Origin of the sequence: Helicobacter bilis ATCC 51630 (genome assembly GCF_000686565.1) — a bacterium.
GTDB lineage: Bacteria > Campylobacterota > Campylobacteria > Campylobacterales > Helicobacteraceae > Helicobacter_A > Helicobacter_A bilis.
On sequence record NZ_KK365988.1, the window covers coordinates 28,839 to 45,753 of the forward strand.

Genomic DNA, 16,915 nt, shown 5'->3' on the forward strand with positions numbered 1-16,915 from the left:
GTAATCACTTATGGGGGGGGGGGGGTAATATACGGATTCTCTCCATATTTACTTTTAAACTCAGATGAATTTAACCATGCGATATGGGCTTTTAGTGTTTTTGCAAAAAAGAATGGAGAATCTAGCAAGACATTCTTGTAGGTTTCCTCCAAATCATTAGACATAAGCTTAAATTGTCTTAACTCTTTCTTATTCAGCATTATTTTTGGATAAAGCGACAAAAATAAGTGTATATTGAGTGGAAAAAATGTTTTTCTACACTTTGCTAATATGCGTTTTACTTTCTTAGAATCTTTAAGTCCCATACAATTAACCTTGCATTTTAAAATCTCAAAAAGTGTAATTTTAACACAATTTTTAATATATTGCATTGACATATATAAAGCAATTACAAGTGATAAAGGCATGTTATGTGGTAAATAATACACATTTTGAAAGAAAAAGATTTAAAATATTTTTTACAAACTACAAAAAATCCCCATATAAGCCATTTTTTTGGAAAATTATTTATTTTTTATGCAATAATATTGAACCTAAAACGAAACTGAAAGGAAATGTATGATAGGAAACTTGAGAAATTTGACAAAATACACAAGCATTGCCCTGCTTGTTGGTAACTCTTTTGCGATGGCAGATTGTGGCGATGAAACCGAAGGGAATCTTTTTGGCTATGAGAGATGTGCTAATGAGGATAGTAAATTCTTTACACTCACTGGGAATGTAGGGACTTTTACTAAAGCTGGTTTTAATGGTGGCAAGGTTGATACTGCAAAAAACTTTTATCCAACTGAAAGCTTTACAAGTATGTTTGGTGAGGTTAATGGTAAGTTTAACATTAACGAAGTGTATGAAAATGATTATTTCTCAAAGTTTGAAGTAGGCATTGGTGTAGCGGCGGCTGGGTTTGCTTGGGATACTACGAAGTATGATGGCGGTCAAATTAAAGGCAACTCAGGTTTAAGCGGTGGTAGTGGTTTAAACAATCAATATATAGGTTCATGGGGTGGTTATCTTGGCAATGAAACTACATCTTATACCAACAATCGCCAAATTTTCGTGCATAATGCCTATGTTGATTTACAGGCGAAATCTTTTAACCTAAAGCTTGGTAGATATGAATCTGGCATGGATTATTTTAGTGGTTATACACAAGGTTTTAACTTTGATTGGCATACTGAATATGGCGATACAGAATCTAAACCTGCAAACGAAGTGAAAGTGTGGTGGTTTAGCTCATTTGGTCGGGCATTTGCTTACTCGCAATGGTTCTTAGACTACTATGCGGTAAAAACAACCGATGGAAAAGCAAGTTATGGTATCCACTCAGTTGGTGCTGATATTACGCATGGTGGGATTTCTGATACAGATAATGGCTTTGCTTATGGTGATACTTTGCTTGTTCGCCCATTCCTTTATTTTTATCCCGGACTTTATGAAGCACCGGGCTTAAAAGCGGTGTATGAATATCAGTTTGGTAATGGACTTGGGTTTAAGGTTACAGCGCAAGGTTTTGGGCTTCATGTGCATAAGGCTTTTACTGGAGCAAAATTGAGATACGATGAATATGTCGATGAATGGAGTGGGAATCTAAACCTAATCGCACAAGGTAATATCTATAACTATAATGTGCGTATAGGCTACTATGAAAACTTTGGTAGTGCAAACTCACACTTTGGGACTTATGGGAATCCAATGGGACTAGACTTTTGGACTGCGAGTGTATATGATATAGGTGCAAGCATTAGTGATACAATCAACAGAAATGCAAGGACTGGGTATCTCTCTGGTGGCGGTCATTATGACTTAGAGTATGGCACACTCTCATGGGATTTGCTTGGCAGAATCACAAGAAGCCCTAGAAGTGATGAAGAGAGCATTGCCCTGTCTGTAAATCATGCTTTCAAAAATGGTTTAGCAGTGGGTATTAAACTAGAGTGGTTTAGAGATACTACAAAGGCTGGGTATAATCCTGGTGCTCAATTGAATGGGGCTACCACATTAGCTAAAGCACAAACAGATGATAGAAGCCATGCGTTTTTCACACTTGATTATAGATTCTAATGTATTATAGGAATTAATGGTGAGTTTTGGATTATTACATGTTTGCTATTTTTAGCTTACATTCCATGTAATCAGCATATATAGAATTTTATCACTTCTCATACTTTCCATGCAGTTAGATAAAAATTGTTATGGAAAAGTAGGAAATCTTTCTTTGTCGCTATAAATTATTGGTTCATTTTGATTTTATAATTAATGTTTAAATGTCTTATGAACTCAAAAAAGTCTCGCTAAAGTTTCCTTTTTAATTTAAAGTTATATATCGCTTGTAAAAACCTATCTTGTTGCCAAACTTGTCGTAATACACACTATATCTAAAATTAATGACTAGGTTTGTTTATGTAAATACAATGTGCTATAAATATAACCCTATGATATAAAGAGAACAGGTATAAATAAGTTAGACTAGTTGCGTGGTGTTTATAATAGTGGGATTGTAGAATAAAAGAGCATATATGTTGTAGTTTTACTACAACATATATGCTAACTCAAAGACTTACCCCCCCCCCCCCCATTGTTAATGCTATTCTCAATATTTGAGATTACATTTGCTGCATGTTTTAATCGTTGATTATCAAAATGTGTATAGATTCTGCTTGTCTCAACGCTACTATGTCCTAAGCTTTCTTGCACTAAAATGAGATCTTTACTTTTATTATAAAGCATAGTTGCAAAGCTATGTCGTAATAAATGCGCTCCATTTTTTGCCTTACGGATACCCGCACTTAAAAGCAAGTTCTCAATAACCACATAAATATAAGATTGTGCAGGGACATGAAACTTTTTATTAACAAATAATGGCATATCATCAGCTACATGTGGAAAAGTCGCACGCAGGGCTACCCAGTTATTATAATACTCTTCTATCAGCGTTTTTGCGATAAAGACAATACGCATTTTATTACCCTTACCACGCAAACGCAATACATAATAATCTCCCTCCAAAGACACATCTTTATAACCAATCTCAAGTATCTCACTCACACGCGCACCGCTATACACAATCATTAGAATGATGAGCTGATTTCTAAGTCGCACAACTGAATTTATATGTTTTTGCTTAATGTCATAGCTTTTTAATGCGTTTAAAAATGCATTTAACTCCGCTTCCGTTAAAAACTCGGGTAAATCATGAGATACCGATCGCTTAGATAGCACGATGTCCATATTATAGACATGGGCTGCACCATTTTCTAAGGTATTTTGTCTTTGTATAAAATCAAAAAAGTTTGTCAAGGCAAACTGATAATTGCGTATTGTTGTAAGACTTAGATTTGCTGTATAAATGCTTAAAAACTCTTGCACATTCTCAACATGTATCTCACGCATATCAGAGAATCCAAGCCGCATACAATACTCATAAAATGTAAAAAGTGGATTTGCATAAGTATTGATGCCTAGCAAACCTATCTTTCTTGCTCTTTTGCAAATGGATCGAATCTCATCAATTGAGTTTAGTCCCCCACTTTGTATATCTTGAATAACTTGTGCGAATACCGCCTTATCCTTTACTCTATGCGCAGTCAATCCCACAAGCTTTGTATAAAAAAATCGCTCCAACCAAAATCGCAATGAAACATCAAATGATTCTCGATTGAGTGGATAAGACATAATGAATTCCTTATAACAATTATCTTTAAAACTTTTAAAACAAAACAACTAAAGAGCCGGCATATAATCTGTTGGCGAACTCGCGGTGGCAAATGGCTTCTTTGCTATGCGTCCAGCTTCATAGCTTAATCTACCGCCTTCAACTGCAAGTTTCATAGCTTTTGCCATTTTCACGGGATCTTTTGCTTGTGCTATGGCAGTATTACTTAGCACACCATCTGCCCCAAGCTCCATAGCGATAGCCGCATCACTAGCACAGCCCACACCAGCATCTACAATCACAGGGATTTTTACCGCTTCTTTTATAAACATAACATTAAAGCGATTTTGCACCCCAAGCCCACTGCCAATAGGTGCAGCAAGTGGCATGATCGCTGCAGCCCCAGCGTCCTCTAGCTTTTTTGCCATAATAGGATCATCATTTGTATAGACTAGAATCTTAAAGCCTTTATTTGCTAGAATCTTTGTCGCTTCTAGTGTTTCTATCACATCAGGATAAAGCGTCTTTTGTGTATCACCGATAATCTCTAGCTTGATAAAATCAATCCCAGTGCCTTCTCTCACAAGCTCAAACATACTCACCGCTTCTCTTGCAGTGGTGCAACCAGCAGAGTTTGGCAAAAATGAAATATTGGTATCCCTAAAATAGTCCATGAGATTTGGTGCATTTTTATCTAAGATATTCACGCGTCTAACTGCAACAGTAATCATCTCAGCACCACTTGCAAGTGTCGCCTCTCTTGTAATCTCAAAGCTCTCATACTTTCCGCTACCTACAATCAAACGGGAGTGAAAGCTCTTCCCTGCAATAACTAATGACATTTTGTAATCCTTAAGAATGCAATAAAAGTTTTGGAATAAAGTGATTGTATTATAACACAGAATTAATAATAACTAGTGCCGCAAACTACAAAAAAAAAAAAAACGATTTGCCTTATTTTTAAGTATCGATATTTGTAATTTTTATTAGATAATAATAAGATAAAATATAACTTATATTATTAGTAATCATGTCATAGAATTATAGTGCTACATAACCTACGGAAAATCCAATTTTTAAGCTAATATTCATGATAAATACAAATCATAATATACAAAAAACTTGACATCTTTTTGATAGAATGCCACATATCCCTTAGCGACTAAAACTAGAGTTGGGGGATATACATTATATTAAAAGGACAAATCATGGAAGTAAAATTTAAAGGCACTCCAGCAAAACTAAGTAGCAATACAATTAAAGTTGGCGATAACGCCCCAAAAGTAGCTCTTGTAGCTAAAGATTTATCACAAGTAGAAGTAGGTGGTGTAAGTGGAGGCTACCAAATCATCAATGTCGTGCCAAGCCTTGATACAGGTGTATGTGCGACACAAACGCGTAAATTCAACGAAGAAGCGGCAAAACTGACAAACGCAAAAGTGTATGTGGTATCTTTGGATTTACCTTTCGCTCAAGGACGGTTTTGCAGCACTGAAGGCATTGAAAATGTAATAGCACTTAGCGATTTTAAGGCAAAAGACTTTGGCAGGGCGTATGGGTTGATTTTAGAATCTTCCCCACTTGCAGGGTTACTCACTCGCGCGGTGATTGTGGTAGATCCACAAGGCAAAGTCGCCTATGTAGAAGTATGCGAAGAAATCACAAATGAGCCAGACTATCAAAAAGCACTTGGAGTAGTGAAGGGGTAAATTTTAAGCTTCATAGAAACTAGTTTTTCAAAGCAAAAAATTTATCCTGACGCCCGGGCAAGGATTTTGCCGAGGCTCGCCACAATAGTGCTGTGATTTTTCTATTGTGCTATGGTTGAGCAAGGCGAAATATCCAGTATAGCCTTTTGGACGGAGGAATTTCACTTCACATTTAATTTGGCAGATGAACTTTCAATCTTCTATTTCATGTTACTTTTATTTTATAGCAACCTGTCTCATAAACTTAAAAATTTATTAGTTTTTGATATAATAACCGCTTTATTTTTTAGAATCACTTTTGCAAGGTTTTTGGTTTGGCAGATACTCGTCTCTTTTTTCTTGTTACCGCATTGCTTGGCATTGCTATATGTATGAGCTATTCTCTCTCATCTTATGCGGTGCTGTATTATGGTTATGGGCAGTTTCATTTTCTCTATCGTGAGCTTTTTGCAAGTTGTCTTGGCGTTATGCTTATGTGGGGTTTATCTTATTTTAATGTAGAAAAACATTTGCTTGGCTTTGGGTTGGTGCTACTCATTTTATCGTTTATAGTCATTATTGTATTACCATTTTTGCCTGATAGCTATGCGACAAGTGCGGGTGGGGCGAAGCGGTGGTTGCGTTTGCCAAATATTTCACTTGCACCTTTAGAGTTTTTTAAAATCGGCTATATTATATTTGTTGCGTGGAGTTTTAGTCGCAAGTTTAATAATCCAAGATCGTTGCCATTTTTGGAGCAACTCGGAATCTTGATACCTCATTTATTCCTGTTTATGTGTGTTGCGGCTCTCATTTCTACATTGCAAAATGATTTGGGGCAAATTATCTTATTATCCCTTGTGTTTATTGTTATGCTGATTTGTGCTGGTGGGAGATTCTCACTTTTTACATTAGCACTTGGCGTTGTGTCTGTCATGGGGACAATCCTTATTGTAACAAGTCCGCATAGGATAAAAAGAGTGCGTGAATGGTGGATAAATATCGAAACGCTTATCCGCTCGTATGCTCCAAACTTTTCATTACTTAGCGATGGTGTTGATGCTGGTGGGCAGGTGCAGAATGCGACTTATGCCTTTTATAATGGTGGGCATTTTGGCGTGGGTATTGGTGAGAGTATTGTAAAGCTTGGCTTTTTGGGTGAAGTGCATACGGATATGATACTTGCTGGGATTAGCGAAGAGCTTGGGCTATTTGGGCTTTTAGTATGCGTTTTGCTTGTATTTATGATTGTTTTTAGAATCTTTAAAATCGCATTTCGTTTGCAAAAAAGCTTTTATTCACTCTTTTGTGTTGGTATAGCAGCCCTTATTGGTATTAGCTTTCTTATTAACGCCTTTGGTGAAACAGGTATTATACCTATTAAGGGCATGGCAGTGCCATTTCTAAGCTATGGGGGGAGTAGTTTGCTTGCTTTATGTATTGGCATTGGCTTAGTGTTGGCATTATCAACAAAAGTAGATTTGGGTAAATAGATTCTATAAGGATATAACATGCAGGCACAACCACACATTCCCCTAGTTTTACAAGTCAGTCAGCTAACTATGCAAATAAAGTCATTGCTTGAGAGTGATTTTAGCTATGTTGAGGTGGAAGGTGAGGTAAGTGGCTTTACGCACCATAATAGCGGACATATCTATTTTAATCTAAAAGATGAAAATGCGACAATTGTTTGCACCTTTTTCCGCCATAACGCACGAAATAATCCCATTAAACTACAAAATGGCGATAAGATTATCGCAAAAGGCAACATTAGCGTATTCCCACCGCGTGGGACTTATAATCTCAATATTGTAAAATGTGTGCATAGTGGCATAGGCGATTTAAAAGCACAATATGAAGCCCTAAAGAAAAGATTAGAAGAGCGAAATTATTTTTGTAAAAACAAATCATTACCACGATTTCCTAAAAGAATAATCCTGCTTACAAGTCAAACAAGTGCCGCCCTGCAAGATATGATAAAAGTAGCAAGCAAACGTTATTGTCTGTGTGAATTTATCCTTATTGATACATTGACACAAGGGCGTGAGGCAAAGCACTCTATCGCTAAGAATCTTGCCTATGCGGATAGGCTTGGTGCGGATATTTTAGTGCTTGCAAGGGGTGGTGGGAGTATTGAAGATTTATGGAGCTTTAATGAAATGGAGGTGCTAGAGGCAATCTTTGCATGTAAAACCCCAGTGGTATCAGCAATCGGGCATGAGATAGACTATCTTTTAAGCGATTATGTTGCTGATGTGAGAGCCCCGACACCAAGTGCTGCTATGGAGATGATTCTATGTGATAAGGATAATCTCATCACGCAGTTATGCGATATGGAATCTATGCTAACACACACAATGCAAACACATATTACGCAAAAAAAATCAATATTAAATCACTTAGCACAAAGCCTTGAGATTCTAAATCCACTACAAAAGATAGCACAATATAAACTGCTACTGCAAACACTCACACAAAACCTGCAAGATTCTATAAAATGGTTTTACACACAAAAAAAACATGCCCTATTGCAGCAACAAGAGCGACTAGACCTTGCAAAACCCACACAAAAACTACTCATAATGAAAACAGAGATACAATCTCTAAGCAAAAAGATTCATAGCGAGTTTTCATATATTATCGAGCAAAAAATAAATCAAACAAAGCAAATAGATCTTGAGCTAAAAAATGCCATGCTTCAAATGATGACAAGAAAAAGGGCAATGCTAAACTTTAACCTTCATGATTCTATGCAGAATGCCCTGCGACAAAAAAGACTTATGCTAAATAATCTAATTGATATACTACACGCCCTAGACCCTAGCAAAAAAGCACAATATGGATTTGCACAAATATTAAAAGATGACAAACTAATACAAGTAAGCGAACTGCAAGAAAATGATGTTATTGAAATCATAGATTCTAGTGGGATAAGAAACGCACGCATTTTAGGCTAGAGGGTTAAACTCGAAGCTAAGTTTTTTATCTAGGCGATACTAAAATGGATTTAATATGGGTTTGTAAAAACTAAAAGCTGCCTAACTAACACCTATCAGATACCCATCAAAGCACTCACAAAGCATTCATGCATATAAAAATGTAAAATTTTAAACTTTAATATGAAAAATAATGAAAAATGTTTTTTTTTTTTGTAATTTTGGCTACAATAACAACCTTACACTGCAAAAACAAAGGAAAAACAAGGAGTATAAATGCAGTTTATCCGTGATATGAGTATAGGCAAGAAAATCAGCTTCCTTTTAACAACAGCCTTAGTGCTAGGTATGTGTGTGCTTTATATGGTTGTATCTAGCAAACTAGAAAATAGTATGCAATATGAAGCACAAAAAACACTTATTGCAAATGCTATTCAAGATGCTAGAGATGTAGAGAACTACTTCAATGTTGCAGGTGGGAATCTTGAGGCGATCACAAAGGCAATCCATGCAGACTGGGAGGAGGGGACTAGCTCTCTTAGCGATAACTCTCTTATGCACTTTCTAGGCTACATTGTGGATTACGATCCCGCCATGATAACCACTTTCGCACAGATTAAACACCCTTCTTTTTCTCGTAGTAGAAGGGCAAACGCAAACTTATATAATGCAAACGGCAATTTAGAATTTGCTCTCATAGACACGAATAATAATGAATACGACACGGGCATTGAGATAGCAAAGCAAGGTGTTATAAAAATGCCTGATGGACGCAGTATTTTTGAGGGTATGCCAGACATTAAAGAAGCATACACACAAAAGGACATGATTCTGACAAAGCCTTATCGCATTCTCTACAATAATATGGAGACATCAGTTGTGGGCGTGATTTTTCCAATCGTTTCAAATAATGATGAGGTTGTTGGTGTGCTTGGAACGCTAATTGACATGGATAGTCTCTCAAAAGTTGTATTTAATCCAAAACACGCTTTATATGCACATGCAGAACGCTTTCTTATAAATCGTTATAATGCCTTGACGCTCTATCCTGATACAAAAAAGCTTGGAGAATCCCTTGAAGCAGTTATGGATTCTAAAGCAGCCCAAGAGATTACGGCATTGCAGTATGATCCAGATGCTGGAGCGAGAGAGAATACAAAGGTTATTGAGATAGAATCTAAGAGTGGTGCAAAAGGTTTAGCAAGTGTCTTTAAATTTGAAATATGGGATAATGTAGTATGGACTATGGTGAGTTTTGCACCCTATGATGAAGTGCTAGAAGAACTATATTTGGTAAGATATGCGATCATTGTTACCGTGCTAGTCCTTACAATCTTTATTATCTTAATCACTATTGGCTATGCAAAATTCTATTTGCAAAGCGATATTGAGAAAATCTATGTTGGCTTGGAAAATTTCTTTGCATTTTTGGATTATAAAACAAATAAAGTTGATAGCATTGCAATTCATAAAAAAAGATGAATTTGGACGAATGGCACAGAAAATTAATGCCGTTGTAAAAGATATTGAGAATCATAGTCTGCAAGATAAGGCTGCCATTACTGATGCTATTGATGTGGTAGATAGGGTAGAGCATGGCGACCTAAGAGTGCGTCTAACAGAAAAGCCATATAATCCGCAGTTAGTCAAGTTGCAAGAGATTCTAAATAATTTACTTGAGGTTTTACAAACAAAAATCGGTAGCAACATGAATGAGATTCAAAAGCTTTTTGAGCAGTATAAAAACCTTGACTTCCGCAATTCTATCCCTGAAGCAGAAGGCAATATCGAAAGCATTGCAAATCTACTTGGTGCCGAAATAAGAAGAATGCTAAAAGATTCTAAGTCTTTTGCAACAAGCCTTAACGATAGGTCAAATTCGCTTGAAGACAATGTCAATAAACTCACAGAAGGCACAACGCAACAAGCCCAAGCCCTAACGCAAACTGCCGCTTCACTGGAGCAAATCACAGCTTCAATGCAAAGTATGCGTGGGCGTATGAATGAAGTGTTGCAACAAGGTGAAGATATTAAAAATATCGTAGCTATCATTAATGATATTGCAAATCAAACAAACTTGCTTGCTTTGAATGCTGCTATTGAAGCGGCAAGGGCTGGAGAGCATGGCAGAGGCTTTGCAGTCGTTGCTGATGAGGTAAGGAAACTAGCAGAACGCACACAAAAAAGCTTAAGTGAAATTGAAGCAAATGCCAACATTCTATCACAAGGTATAAATGAAGTAGCAGAGACCATAAACGAACAAGCACAAGGTGTAGCCCAAATCAATGAAGCTGTTACGCAACTCGAAGATAGCACACATCAAAGTGCAGATGTTGCAAGACATTCACAAGAGATTAGTCAGGCAGTGCATGAAATCGCAGAACAAATCCTTGAAGACGCAGAGAAAAAGCAGTTTTAAGTTGGCTTATCATCTTTAATTGCATAAAAATAAAGCATATATAATGCGTGGTTTATACTTTGCATGTGCTGATATTTCTAAGGGATAATGTATGGATTCTCATAATAATATAAAAACAAAGAGTTTCTTTCTCTCTTTGCCCTTTCTCTTTGTGCTTTATGTGATACTTTGCATTCTTGGCATTTTAGCTTACCGATATTTCATTACACAAACGCCACTTTTTGACCACACTTTTTTAGAACTTATATCAAGGGGAATTATCCTTGTTTTTTACCTTTTTGTTGTGAATCTTCCTGCATTTTTTCTTGCATTTATTCCCCTATTGCGACAAAACCTTGTTGTTTTTGGTGTATGCCTTGCTCTTGTTGTTGCCTTTTCTCTCACGGGGTTGCCTGCTACCTTAACTCTCAGCAATCAAATTTTTATGATTCCTTGGTTTGTGATATGGGAAAGCTTTGTTGTAGTCAGCATTGTGTGTGTTGCCTTTTTCCGCAATATGCCTAAGCTTAATGTGTCTATTGTATTAGTCTCAAGCCGTAAAATCATCTTTGGCTTTTGCCTTGGTATTGTATTTTTTATATGCTGTATAGCATTTCAAGTCTATGTTTTTGACAGATATGATTTCATCGGTAGAAACTACGGGATACCATATCACAAAAAAGTTCTATTTCAAGATTTGGGATTCTAAAATTCCAAACAACAATAGCTAATAACATTTGTCTGCAAAACCAAACCCCTACTTTTTAGCAAGAGCGGTTTATAAAGGATTAATAAGGCCAGTTTGATTCTATTGCATCTGTAGTTGGCTTTTTAGTAAGAGTTTCAGAGATTTTGCCAACACTTACAATAGAGATTTTACTATCAGCGATATATTGACTTTCAATCGTGTTATTTTGCTGTATATCATAAGGGCGGACAACACCGCTGATTTGGATAATCTGCTTTTCACCATTTACAAGCATTTCTTGCTTACCATAGATAAAGTAATTGCCATTTTCCATAACCTTTAAGATTCTAGCCGTAATCGTTAGGGCAAGATTCTGTGATTGCGAATATGTCCCACCACCTTGAAAGTTAGTCGCATTGTTTGGCTTTGTTAGCGTATAATTGACTTGATCGTTAAGATAAGCTGTGTTTGCCTGCTGCTGTGCGTCCTGTCCATTATAGGTCATTTGTGCAGGGGTAACATTCCCCCCGCTACTCCCGCTATACTTCTTATCAATCTTAAAGTCATTTGTGATATTTTCCTTAATCTTAATCGTGATTAAATCATCGACACGCATAGCCCTTCTATCTGCAAATAGCGGTCTCTCCCCCTGTCCAAACAAAGAACCCGGTCTTTGAAACTCCGGCACAAAGTCTTTTGATGGCATATCATTTACATAATCTGGGGCATTCATATCAATTTCTGGCTCATACGCACAAAGCAATGCTGGAAGCAATAATGCTAAGCCTATTTTTCTTATACTCGCTTTTCTCATACTCATCCTTTAGTAAAATATTGTATAATTCAAAGCAATTTACATTCCCAAAAAGGATTTACATGAGTATTAAAGATTCTATAATGGCAGACATTAAAGAGGCAATGAAAAGCGGTGATAACGCAAAACGAGATGCATTGAGAACTCTGCATTCCGCACTTAAACAAGTAGAAATCGATAAAAGGATTGTGCTAAGTGATGAGGACTGCATAGGGATTCTAAAGACTGCCCTGAAGCAAAGAGAGGATGCAAAAGAGAGTTATTTGAATGCAAATAGACAGGATTTAGCGGATAAAGAGAGTTATGAAATCGCACTTATTCTGCAATATCTACCAAAACAGCTTGATGATAACGAGCTAGAAAATGCTATAAAAGAGATTATAGAGAAGGTTGGTGCAAAAGATTCTAAGGATTTAGGCAAAGTCATGGGTGCAGCAAAGAGCCTTAATGCAGTCGCTACTGGTAAAAGAATATCAGATATGGCAAAAAAGCTGTTGCAATAAATATGATTAGATTGTGTTTGAGTGGAAATTTACATTAAAGGTATAGTTATAAAATCCCACACCAAAGCTACAATCCCTAACGATATAGTTTTTTAGAATCTATTCTATATGGTTTATACCGCCTTGCATAGATTCTGCAAAGCAGTGGGTTTTTCTGTAAAGTCATATTGGTATTGTGAGTATTGATGTAAGATAGCTTGCATTGATAGAGTTTATTTTACCCCCACTTACCCATTTTTGTTCCCTTGTTTTTAGCTAAAAGCATTCGAATTTTTTAAGCAGCTTTTACCTAATAATCTTATTGGATTATATGCCATATAGCATTATTCTAAGTCTATACACATAAAATAACAATCTTTTATATAAATTAAAATGGATTTTGAGAAACTATGCAATCTAAGACTAATGCGGCTAAATAATGCTGCGTTAAATCTTTTTTACAATACTCTAAAATCAATGTCTCAAAGTATTCTCTAGCTCCATAGACAAATCAACGCCTTCTGCTGGTGGAGGTGGAAAAAGTCTTGTCTCCATTTTGCGTAAAAAGGCAATTACAGAGCTATTATAGTCGCCATAGGGCGATTGAGAGACCATGTAAAGATAGGTAAGCTTTCCACCTGCATCGATTCTAATGCGGACTTTCGCACTTGTGGCTGCTTGGTGAAAGCTTCCGCTTTTTTGCCATTCACTCATTAGAATCTGCTCAATTTGGGCATACCACTTATCATATTTCTTTTTATCTTCAGCGTTACCAGAAAATTTGGGCTTTTCTAGCATGATTTTTGTTGTCATCGCTTGTTTAATATTTGTTTTAAGATTCTGCGTGGCTTGCTGCAGGGCTTTTGTGCTTTGCTCTAGGGCGAGTGCATTTTGTGTGAGTTGTGCTTGTTTTGCTTTTTGCGCTTCATCTCTTTGCTTCCTTGCCTCATCTAACTCTTTTTGACGCTTTGCTTCTTCTTCCTTGCGTATATCTTGTGAAGTCTTTGATGACACATTTGCAAACACATCAGCAAGATTCACTTCTTTTGGTTTCTCTTGCGCTTCCTTTGGCTTTTCTACTAATTTTTCTGGTGTTTTTTCTGCTAATGTTTGTTTTGGTGGCGTTATTTCTTTTGGTGTTTCTGCTTCTTGTTTTGCAATGGATTCTGTCATTTTTTCTTCTATTTGCTCTTGTGGAGTATTTTCTTGTGTCATTGCTTGTTGCAACTCTTGCAGGGCAGAATCTTCTTGTGGTGCAATATCAGCCAACTCAATACTTTCATTTGCTAGAATCTCTGCCATTACCGCCTCTTCTTCACCATATCGCACCTGCTCTTTATAGAATCTAAAGCCGCCAATAAGTAAAATCAGCATAAGCGCATAAATCAAAAAGGCTGCAAACCCACTTGCTACATGCAAAGATGGGCTATTTTTATGCATAACGACATCTTCTTTCATTGCGTTCCTAACGATACTTTAGTAAATCCTGCTTGTTTTAGCACAGCAAATATAGGTAAAACTTCGCCATAATATAGATTCTTATCTGCATAAATATAGACTGATTGCGATTTATCATATCTATTTGCACACAGTGAAAAGTTCTCTTTAAAACTCTCATAGGCAAACACATCTTTATCCACATGGATTTGCCTATCTTTATCGATACGCACAGAGAGTATAGGATTTATTTCTGCACGCTTACTCTTTGAGCCATCTGGTAGCTGTATATCCTCTCGATACACTATCGCTGGTGTTGTTACCATAAGGATTGCAAGTAAAACAAGCATAATATCAACAAGCGGGGTAATGTTTAACTCTGGTTTTTCTTCAAGCTCTAAATCATCCATTGACTTTTCCGCCCCATACAATATTGTTAGTTTTTTCTTGTGTGAAAGCCTCTTTAGTCCTATCAAAGCCATTATTATCCATATCAGTGGTAGCAGCAAGGGCTACATCAATTTGTGCTTGCAAACATACGCCAAGCACAGCAATCTTGCGTTTCAATATAAGATAGAAAGAATACGCAGGAATAGCACATAAAATGCCCCATGCAGTCGCCACAAGCGCCTTTGAAATAATAGGGGCAATCACCTCAAAAGTCGCCTGTCCTTGCGAACCTAAATGTGCAAACGCATCAAGGATTTCTGTAACTGTGCCAAACAAGCCGATAAATGGTGCAGTAGAGCTAACAATGCTTAAGAATGTAAGCCCACCACTCGCATTTTTTAGAATCTGACTTTTCCAAACTTGTAACATTTCTTTTGATAAAAGCCTATGCCCTTTTGAGCGTGCAAATACCGCACTTTGCGGAATGCTTATATCCTTTGATAACAATAAATCAAGTGAATAAGTCTCCCTATCTTGAATACCGCGTATCACAAACCATTTATAGATAAAAATCCATAATGTAGCAATCACGTAAAGCGATAGCCAAAAAATAACAAGCAGAGTAATAACCCCACTTGTCTCAAAAAAGCTAACCAACGCACCCATACATTATCCTTAAAATAATTAGAATTAATCAAAGTCCCTTACTAATAATCTAGGAATTATATACATAAATTGCGAATTTATAGAATCTTTACAAAATATTGAAGTTGAAAGCGAATGATTATAGTTAATCTTACATTCAAAGCGAGTATCCAAGTATCATTGTCTGGCTTCTTGTGTGATTTTTAAGAATCTAGTCTTATTGCAAAACACTATACGAGAAACTTTTAATAATCTTTTGTATCTTAATCATTCAAACATATAAGCACAAATCTTATTTAATCTTTCATTTAAAACCCCCAAAATCATTAAAGTTGCAATAATTGTTAGATTTAAGATAGAATCCATTTTTTATAATACAATAATTTACAAGCAAAGGCATTCATGTTAGTTGATAGATTAAAACCAATTATTGAGCGAAATGACGCATTAGCAGCCATGTTAAGCACTAAAGAAGTCATAAATGACATTGCGAAACTCACTGCATTAAGTAAGGAAAAAAGTGAAAGCGATGAGATAGTCGCGAAGGCAAAAGAGTATCTAAAAGTCCTTAATGACATTACTAGCAACAAGGCGTTATTAGAGGACAAAGAGCTAGGAGAATTAGCCAAAGAGGAGCTAAAAGAGCTTGAAATAGCACAAAAAAACCTTGAAGATGAAATTAAGATTCTATTAATCCCAAAAGATCCAAATGATAAAAAGAATATCTATCTTGAGATTCGGGCTGGGACAGGCGGCGATGAAGCGGGGATTTTTGTGGGCGATTTGTTTAGTGCGTATTGTCGTTACGCAGATTCTAAGCAGTGGAAAGTAGAGATTATTAGCAGCAGTGAAAATTCAGTTGGCGGCTATAAAGAGATGATTGCCTTAGTGAAAGGTGATGGTGCATACTCAAGGCTGAAATATGAGGGTGGCACACATAGGGTGCAGCGCGTCCCAAAGACAGAATCACAAGGCAGAATCCACACTTCCGCAATAACTGTTGCCATCATGCCAGAAGTCGATTCACTAGAGATAAACATTAATCCAAATGATTTAAAAATCGATGTATTCCGCAGCGGTGGACATGGCGGACAAAGTGTTAATACAACTGATTCTGCTGTGCGTATCACGCATATTCCAACGGGTATCAGTGTGTCTATGCAAGACGAAAAGTCCCAACATAAAAATAAGGATAAAGCTCTAAAGATATTGCAGGCAAGGTTGTATGAAGCCGAGCTTGAAGCACAAAATGCGCAAAATAGAGAATCAAGGAAAAGTCAAGTTGGTAGTGGCGATAGGAGTGAAAGAATACGCACCTATAACTATCCACAAAACCGCATGAGTGATCATCGCATAAACCTTACATTATATAGCCTTGAAGAGATTATGTTAAGTGGCGATTTAGATAAAGTGATAGACCCACTTATCGCACATGCACAAAGCCTTGCTTTATCGAACGCAAATGAAGCGTAGGTGATTTGGTAGCAAACTTGCTTTAGCATAAGAAATGTTGTCTTTAAGCATTAATGCCATTGTTTTTTGTAATTTATGCTATAATACCCCACACTTCACAAAAGACCACAAATTAACACAAAAGGATACACATGGGATTACGAAAACTTATAAGAAAAACTTCTTGGTATAAAAACTATCAAGCAAGGAAAGAATCAAAAATGAGTGATGAAGAATACTTCATATACAGACATAAAAAAATCTTTGGCTATACACCAGACTTTAAAAATCCACAAACCTTTAATGAAAAAATCATTCATAGAATCTTATTTG

Annotated in this window: 15 protein-coding genes and 2 pseudogenes; 10 read left to right on the top strand and 7 right to left on the bottom strand. The window is 36.5% G+C overall.

Annotation, left to right across the window (positions count from 1 at the left end):
• Positions 1–8: 8 nt before the first annotated feature.
• A complete protein-coding gene (locus T368_RS0111805) occupies positions 9–305 on the bottom strand; it encodes a hypothetical protein (RefSeq protein ID WP_004086714.1) in 297 nt (98 codons plus the stop codon).
• A 253-nt stretch (positions 306–558) separates the two neighbouring features.
• On the opposite strand from T368_RS0111805, the gene T368_RS0111815 reads away from it, so the two are divergent.
• Complete coding sequence (locus T368_RS0111815; RefSeq protein WP_004086716.1) at positions 559–2,061, top strand: outer membrane family protein; 1,503 nt, start codon at positions 559–561, stop codon at positions 2,059–2,061.
• A gap of 483 nt (positions 2,062–2,544) precedes the next feature.
• Here the strand turns inward: T368_RS0111815 and T368_RS14240 are convergent, their stop codons facing one another.
• Positions 2,545–3,672 carry a tyrosine-type recombinase/integrase gene (locus tag T368_RS14240; protein ID WP_034595309.1) on the bottom strand — a complete coding sequence of 376 codons (1,128 nt, stop codon included), beginning with the start codon at positions 3,670–3,672 and terminating at the stop codon, positions 2,545–2,547.
• A 48-nt stretch (positions 3,673–3,720) separates the two neighbouring features.
• Positions 3,721–4,494, bottom strand: a complete 774-nt coding sequence (locus T368_RS0111825) for a thiazole synthase (protein WP_004086720.1) — start codon at positions 4,492–4,494, stop codon at positions 3,721–3,723.
• Positions 4,495–4,860: 366 nt separating this feature from the next.
• Here T368_RS0111825 and tpx point away from each other — a divergent pair, with 366 nt between their 5' ends.
• The 6 genes and pseudogenes from tpx to T368_RS0111850 all read left to right on the top strand — a co-directional run bounded on the left by tpx (position 4,861) and on the right by T368_RS0111850 (position 11,383).
• On the top strand, positions 4,861–5,361 hold the full coding sequence (tpx, locus tag T368_RS0111830) for a thiol peroxidase (RefSeq protein WP_004086722.1): 501 nt from the start codon (positions 4,861–4,863) through the stop codon (positions 5,359–5,361).
• A gap of 314 nt (positions 5,362–5,675) precedes the next feature.
• Positions 5,676–6,833: an FtsW/RodA/SpoVE family cell cycle protein gene (locus T368_RS0111835; protein WP_004086724.1), complete on the top strand. Its 1,158-nt coding sequence runs from the start codon at positions 5,676–5,678 to the stop codon at positions 6,831–6,833.
• Between the two features lie 18 nt (positions 6,834–6,851).
• Positions 6,852–8,297 (top strand): exodeoxyribonuclease VII large subunit, encoded by a 1,446-nt coding sequence (xseA, locus tag T368_RS0111840; RefSeq protein ID WP_004086727.1) that lies wholly within the window; start codon positions 6,852–6,854, stop codon positions 8,295–8,297.
• A gap of 255 nt (positions 8,298–8,552) precedes the next feature.
• Positions 8,553–9,758, top strand: coding sequence for a cache domain-containing protein (locus tag T368_RS16235; protein WP_004086729.1), 1,206 nt, complete (start codon positions 8,553–8,555; stop codon positions 9,756–9,758).
• Positions 9,759–10,302: 544 nt separating this feature from the next.
• Positions 10,303–10,695, top strand: a pseudogene (locus T368_RS17435) (methyl-accepting chemotaxis protein); the annotation flags it as partial.
• A gap of 91 nt (positions 10,696–10,786) precedes the next feature.
• Complete coding sequence (locus T368_RS0111850; protein WP_004086731.1) at positions 10,787–11,383, top strand: hypothetical protein; 597 nt, start codon at positions 10,787–10,789, stop codon at positions 11,381–11,383.
• Positions 11,384–11,462: 79 nt separating this feature from the next.
• Here the strand turns inward: T368_RS0111850 and flgH are convergent, their stop codons facing one another.
• Complete coding sequence (gene flgH / locus T368_RS0111855) at positions 11,463–12,176, bottom strand: flagellar basal body L-ring protein FlgH (RefSeq protein ID WP_004086732.1); 714 nt, start codon at positions 12,174–12,176, stop codon at positions 11,463–11,465.
• Positions 12,177–12,238: 62 nt separating this feature from the next.
• Here flgH and T368_RS0111860 point away from each other — a divergent pair, with 62 nt between their 5' ends.
• Positions 12,239–12,679 (top strand): GatB/YqeY domain-containing protein, encoded by a 441-nt coding sequence (locus tag T368_RS0111860; protein WP_004086733.1) that lies wholly within the window; start codon positions 12,239–12,241, stop codon positions 12,677–12,679.
• Positions 12,680–13,132: 453 nt separating this feature from the next.
• Here the strand turns inward: T368_RS0111860 and T368_RS0111865 are convergent, their stop codons facing one another.
• Genes T368_RS0111865 through T368_RS0111875 form a run of 3 tightly spaced genes read right to left on the bottom strand, consistent with a single transcriptional unit; the run spans position 13,133 to position 15,151 of the window.
• A complete protein-coding gene (locus tag T368_RS0111865) occupies positions 13,133–14,116 on the bottom strand; it encodes a TonB C-terminal domain-containing protein (protein ID WP_004086734.1) in 984 nt (327 codons plus the stop codon).
• The gene (locus T368_RS0111870) at positions 14,113–14,505 is read right to left on the bottom strand and encodes a biopolymer transporter ExbD (protein WP_004086735.1); all 393 of its coding nucleotides are present in this window, start codon (positions 14,503–14,505) and stop codon (positions 14,113–14,115) included. The genes T368_RS0111865 and T368_RS0111870 overlap by 4 nt, the downstream gene beginning before the upstream one ends.
• Positions 14,498–15,151 (bottom strand): MotA/TolQ/ExbB proton channel family protein, encoded by a 654-nt coding sequence (locus T368_RS0111875; protein WP_004086741.1) that lies wholly within the window; start codon positions 15,149–15,151, stop codon positions 14,498–14,500. Before T368_RS0111875 ends, T368_RS0111870 begins: the two co-directional genes overlap by 8 nt.
• Before the next feature lie 381 nt (positions 15,152–15,532).
• Between T368_RS0111875 and prfA the strand changes: the two genes are divergently transcribed.
• Positions 15,533–16,603 carry a peptide chain release factor 1 gene (prfA, locus tag T368_RS0111880; RefSeq protein WP_004086744.1) on the top strand — a complete coding sequence of 357 codons (1,071 nt, stop codon included), beginning with the start codon at positions 15,533–15,535 and terminating at the stop codon, positions 16,601–16,603.
• A gap of 131 nt (positions 16,604–16,734) precedes the next feature.
• A pseudogene (locus T368_RS14255) lies at positions 16,735–16,915 on the top strand (hypothetical protein); the annotation flags it as partial.

Excerpts from the sequence above, each read along its gene's own strand:
- T368_RS0111865 (WP_004086734.1), bottom strand. The coding sequence starts at position 14,116 with ATGAAAGAAGATGTCGTTATGCATAAAAATAGCCCATCTTTGCATGTA.
- T368_RS0111850 (WP_004086731.1), top strand. The coding sequence starts at position 10,787 with ATGGATTCTCATAATAATATAAAAACAAAGAGTTTCTTTCTCTCTTTG.
- T368_RS0111805 (WP_004086714.1), bottom strand. The coding sequence starts at position 305 with ATGGGACTTAAAGATTCTAAGAAAGTAAAACGCATATTAGCAAAGTGT.
- T368_RS0111860 (WP_004086733.1), top strand. The coding sequence starts at position 12,239 with ATGAGTATTAAAGATTCTATAATGGCAGACATTAAAGAGGCAATGAAA.
- T368_RS16235 (WP_004086729.1), top strand. The coding sequence starts at position 8,553 with ATGCAGTTTATCCGTGATATGAGTATAGGCAAGAAAATCAGCTTCCTT.
- T368_RS0111815 (WP_004086716.1), top strand. The coding sequence starts at position 559 with ATGATAGGAAACTTGAGAAATTTGACAAAATACACAAGCATTGCCCTG.
- xseA (WP_004086727.1), top strand. The coding sequence starts at position 6,852 with ATGCAGGCACAACCACACATTCCCCTAGTTTTACAAGTCAGTCAGCTA.
- T368_RS0111875 (WP_004086741.1), bottom strand. The coding sequence starts at position 15,151 with ATGGGTGCGTTGGTTAGCTTTTTTGAGACAAGTGGGGTTATTACTCTG.
- T368_RS0111870 (WP_004086735.1), bottom strand. The coding sequence starts at position 14,505 with ATGGATGATTTAGAGCTTGAAGAAAAACCAGAGTTAAACATTACCCCG.
- T368_RS0111825 (WP_004086720.1), bottom strand. The coding sequence starts at position 4,494 with ATGTCATTAGTTATTGCAGGGAAGAGCTTTCACTCCCGTTTGATTGTA.
- flgH (WP_004086732.1), bottom strand. The coding sequence starts at position 12,176 with ATGAGAAAAGCGAGTATAAGAAAAATAGGCTTAGCATTATTGCTTCCA.
- tpx (WP_004086722.1), top strand. The coding sequence starts at position 4,861 with ATGGAAGTAAAATTTAAAGGCACTCCAGCAAAACTAAGTAGCAATACA.
- T368_RS14240 (WP_034595309.1), bottom strand. The coding sequence starts at position 3,672 with ATGTCTTATCCACTCAATCGAGAATCATTTGATGTTTCATTGCGATTT.
- prfA (WP_004086744.1), top strand. The coding sequence starts at position 15,533 with ATGTTAGTTGATAGATTAAAACCAATTATTGAGCGAAATGACGCATTA.